The sequence below is a fragment of the Pseudoselenomonas ruminantium genome, assembly GCF_900104055.1.
GTDB lineage: Bacteria > Bacillota > Negativicutes > Selenomonadales > Selenomonadaceae > Selenomonas_A > Selenomonas_A ruminantium_C.
Genome location: NZ_FNJQ01000031.1, coordinates 31,692 through 35,756, shown reverse-complemented (window position 1 = coordinate 35,756; position 4,065 = coordinate 31,692). Strand labels below are relative to the sequence as shown.

Sequence of the window (4,065 nt, the reverse complement as noted above, 5' to 3'; positions counted from 1 at the left end):
AACCATGGTTATTCTGCCACTTATTCGTCTTCATTTATCCACTTATGAAAAGTAGGCCGTGACACGCCTAGGATTTTAGAGGCTTCTCTTTCGGATATTTCTCGCTTTTCCCACCTGCGACGTACCTTCTCAAAATCTGCGGGCTTTGCCAGAGCCTTTCTGCCAAATCGTACCCCACGCGCCTTTGCTGCGGCAATCCCCTCCATCGTGCGCTGGATATTCATTTCCCGCTCTGTTTGGGCAACATATGAAAAAATCTGCATCACAAAATTCGAAATCAACTTTCCCGTCAAATTATTTCCATACTGATTCCGTATATCCGGCAGCGGAAGGTTCAAAACCATTAGAGCAACATCTTTTTTTCTGGTAATAATGTCCAACTGCTCAATCAACTCATCATAATTCCTCCCCAGACGGTCTAGACTCGTGACCACCAATGTATCTCCCTGCTCCAGCCGGGCTATCAACTGATTATAGGCTGGCCGGTCAAAATCCTTGCCACTCTGCTTATCAGCAAATACGCATTCCCGTGGAATCCCCAAATTCTCCATTGCCATCCACTGACGATCATCATTCTGTGCCTGCGTCGATACACGAATATACCCATAAATATTCCCTTCCATAAGAATCCCTCCCCCTCATTTACCTATAATGCAAAACGGTTTCATCTAGCTCAAAAAGCCATAATGAAACCGTTTTTATCCACATTCCACTATTATATTTATATTATCACAAAAACCATCCATGTCAGTTTATTCTACCGACATAGATGGTTTTCTTCTGTTCGTTCTATTTTTCGCTTATGCTTCTTTCAGTTTATGGCGAACCTTTTCCTGATTCAGTTTTGACAGGGTGCCGGCCGTCCCCAGCACGTACATCCCATTATGCAGTTTGAGCAGTATCCCCGTCCGTCCATTGTCGGTTTCAATTACGCCCTTCATTTCAGAGTTCTCCGGTAAAGGTCTGTCGCCCCAGAACAACGACTTTGACATGTTTCGCAACTTGCTGATCCTCATACGCTGTGCCTCCTCTATGTAGTTGACATTAACTGAAAATTATTTTCAGCTACCGAAAGATTTCTACAGAAGATCTTGTTCTCCTGCCGAAATCATGAACTTATTTTAACGCTGCAAACTGAAAATTGACTGAATTTTAGATTAGAATTGTATTAGCTCTCCAGCGCATTGCGCAGGGCCTGCTGCATGGTATCGAGATCCGGCTCAACGCCTGTCCACATCTGCAGGGCTGCGGCTCCCTGACCGGCCAGCATCTCTTCGCCATTGATCGTCATATGTCCATGCTCCCGAGCTTGGTGCAAAAAGACCGTCTCTGCGGGAGTATAGATGATGTCATAAATTACCGCCGACGGATTGACTTTTGACCAGTCAATGGGCGGACAGGCCTCTACCTTCGGTGTCATGCCCAGCGGTGTCGTATTGACCAGCAAAGCACAATCGGTCAAAACCTGCGCAAAATCCTCGGATTCCCAATGGCAGACCGTAACCCTTCCATGCTGGGAAAATTCGGTGGCCAACAGTTCTGCCCTGGCCGGATTGCGCACGCCCAGCACCACTTCCCGGACACCAGCTTTGATGAGGCCCCAGATAACGGCTCTGGCAGCGCCGCCAGCACCTAGCAGCACTGCCCTTTCGCCGCTTATCGACACTTTACGCTTAGTCAAAGCTCCCATAAAGCCCAGACAATCTGTATTGAAGCCTTTGAGCTTGCCATTATCATTAACCACGGTATTGACCGCCCCAATGATCCGGGCATCTTCATCAATTTCATCCAGTAATGGCATAATCGCTGTCTTATGGGGAATGGTCACATTCCAGCCACGATAATGCAACGCTTTGAGTCCTGTCACGGCTTCAGCCAGTTTTTCCGGCGCTACCGGCAAGGCCGTGTAGTTATAGTCAATCCCGGCTTTTTCAATGGCCGCATTCTGCAATACAGGCGACAGGGAATGAGCTATGGGCCAGCCAATTACCCCTAAATTTTGCGTTTTCCCGGTAATCATCAGGCATGTTCCTCTCTGGTCTTGGACAGCAGCTCCATCTTGAGTTCATAATAATCCGGCGTCATATCCAGATAATGACGATGCGGATTTTCAAAGCGCTGCTCCTCTTCCCAAATCTCGCCATCCAGCTGCTTCTTCACATAGTCGCGGATTTCATCGAGATTAGGCAGTTCCTCCACACGCTTGCCCTGACGTACATAGAGCTTGCGCAGATTCTTGAGCGTGCAGTTCTCAAAGGTACGGTTCTTCCAGGGTTTCTGCGGATCCACATAACGGAAAGGCTGGCTCATATCGATGGGTTCGCCGCAAACTGCCATCATATCGGCCACCGCCTTACCATCAGCATCATAGACGCGATAGAGATCCTTCAGGCCCGGATTGGTGATTTTCTCCACATTTTCCGATACCTTGATGCGCGGAGCAAAATCGCCATCTTCACCTACAGCCGCCAATTTGTAAACGGCACCGAACACCGGCTCGGACTTGGCGGTAATCAGGCGCTCACCGATGCCAAAGCTGTCAATGCAAGCCCCCTGACTCAAAAGCGATGCCACCGTGAACTCATCCAGGCTGTTGGAAACCACGATCATGCAGTCTTCAAGGCCAGCGGCATCCAGCATCTTGCGCACTTTCTTGGAAAGATAGGCAAGATCACCGGAGTCAATGCGGATACCCTTGAGGCGCTTGCCCATGGGTTCCAGGATTTCATGAGCCACACGGATAGCATTGGGGATGCCGGAATGGATGACATCATAGGTATCCACCAGCAGTACCGTAGCATCCGGATAAGTTTCCGCATAGGTCTTGAAGGCCTTGAACTCGTCGCCATAGAACATTACCCAGCTATGGGCCATGGTACCGGAAATGGGAATGTTGAACATCTGGCCCGCAGACACCGTAGCCGTGCCCACTACACCGCCGATATAAGCAGCACGGGCGCCATAAGTGGCGGCATCCATATTGTGAGCGCGGCGGGCACCGAAGTCCGACACCGCCCGGCCATTGGCGGCCTTGACAATACGGCGGGCCTTGGTGGCAATCAGGGACTGATGGTTGATCTGCGCCAGGATAGCTGTTTCCACCAGCTGAGCATCAATCAAGGGTGCTACCACCGTAATGCAGGGTTCATTTGGATACATAATTGTACCTTCGGGCATAGCGTAGATATCCCCGCTGAAATGGAAGTTTTCCAGATAGTTCAGGAACTCTTCCGAGAAGATATGCTGCTGGCGGAAGTATTCCACGTCTTCCTTGGAAAACTCCATATTCTCCACATATTCAATTACCTGCTCCAAACCGGCAAAAATGGCAAAACCGCCTTTATCCGGATTAGCCCGGTAGAATACGTCAAACGCTACCTGCACATCTTTATCATGATCCTGGAAATAACCATTGGCCATGGTCATTTCGTAGAAATCCATCATCATGGTTATATTGCGTTTATCAAACTGTGTCAAAACGACACCCCTCCCCTATGCGGCACCGCCGCTCTTAAAAAACATATACCTCGTTATTATATCATTTTAGTAAATAGTATGCAAAGAAAAAGGCTTACCGACCTTACGTCAGCAAGCCTTTAACTTAACTGGCAACGCCCTATCCTCCCAGTCCGTCTCCAGACAAGTACTTTCGGCGTATGAGTGCTTAACTACTGTGTTCGGTATGGGAACAGGTGGATCCACTCAGCTATCGTCACCAGATATTCAATTGAATGTTCTATGAACACTCAAAACTATACAGAAGAAATTTCAATGTCGAACATCTTAGTTCTTGAAAGATAAGCCCTCGATTTATTAGTATTGGTCCGCTGCATGCCTTACGGCACTTCCACTCCCAACCTATCTACCTTGTCTTCTTCAAGGAATCTTACTGGATTACTCCATGAGATACTTCATCTCGGGACAGGCTTCACGCTTAGATGCTTTCAGCGTTTATCCCTTCCGGACGCAGCTACCCAGCTATGCTTCTGGCGAAACAACTGGTACACCGGCGGTCCGTCCACTCCGGTCCTCTCGTACTAGGAGCAGCTTCCCTCATGTATCTTA

At 48.7% G+C, this 4,065-nt stretch carries 4 protein-coding genes, 1 rRNA gene and 1 other annotated feature; all 5 genes read right to left on the bottom strand.

Annotated elements, in window-relative coordinates; translation table 11 throughout:
• Window positions 1–20 precede the first annotated feature (20 nt).
• On the bottom strand, window positions 21–623 hold the full coding sequence (locus BLQ59_RS12320) for a recombinase family protein (RefSeq protein ID WP_074573169.1): 603 nt from the start codon (window positions 621–623) through the stop codon (window positions 21–23).
• A 177-nt stretch (window positions 624–800) separates the two neighbouring features.
• The gene (locus tag BLQ59_RS12315) at window positions 801–1,016 is read right to left on the bottom strand and encodes a hypothetical protein (RefSeq protein WP_074573168.1); all 216 of its coding nucleotides are present in this window, start codon (window positions 1,014–1,016) and stop codon (window positions 801–803) included.
• A gap of 152 nt (window positions 1,017–1,168) precedes the next feature.
• Complete coding sequence (locus tag BLQ59_RS12310) at window positions 1,169–2,020, bottom strand: shikimate dehydrogenase (protein ID WP_074573167.1); 852 nt, start codon at window positions 2,018–2,020, stop codon at window positions 1,169–1,171.
• A complete protein-coding gene (locus BLQ59_RS12305; RefSeq protein ID WP_014424124.1) occupies window positions 2,020–3,477 on the bottom strand; it encodes a nicotinate phosphoribosyltransferase in 1,458 nt (485 codons plus the stop codon). Before BLQ59_RS12305 ends, BLQ59_RS12310 begins: the two co-directional genes overlap by 1 nt.
• Before the next feature lie 126 nt (window positions 3,478–3,603).
• Window positions 3,604–3,720: ribosomal RNA gene (rrf, locus tag BLQ59_RS12300) — 5S ribosomal RNA — on the bottom strand.
• Window positions 3,721–3,805: 85 nt separating this feature from the next.
• Window positions 3,806–4,065 (bottom strand) — a sequence feature (23S ribosomal RNA rRNA prediction is too short).

What these genes read in the sequence shown, in the direction of transcription:
- BLQ59_RS12320 (WP_074573169.1), bottom strand. Translation starts at nt 623, where the DNA reads ATGGAAGGGAATATTTATGGGTATATTCGTGTATCGACGCAGGCACAG.
- BLQ59_RS12315 (WP_074573168.1), bottom strand. Translation starts at nt 1,016, where the DNA reads ATGAGGATCAGCAAGTTGCGAAACATGTCAAAGTCGTTGTTCTGGGGC.
- BLQ59_RS12310 (WP_074573167.1), bottom strand. Translation starts at nt 2,020, where the DNA reads ATGATTACCGGGAAAACGCAAAATTTAGGGGTAATTGGCTGGCCCATA.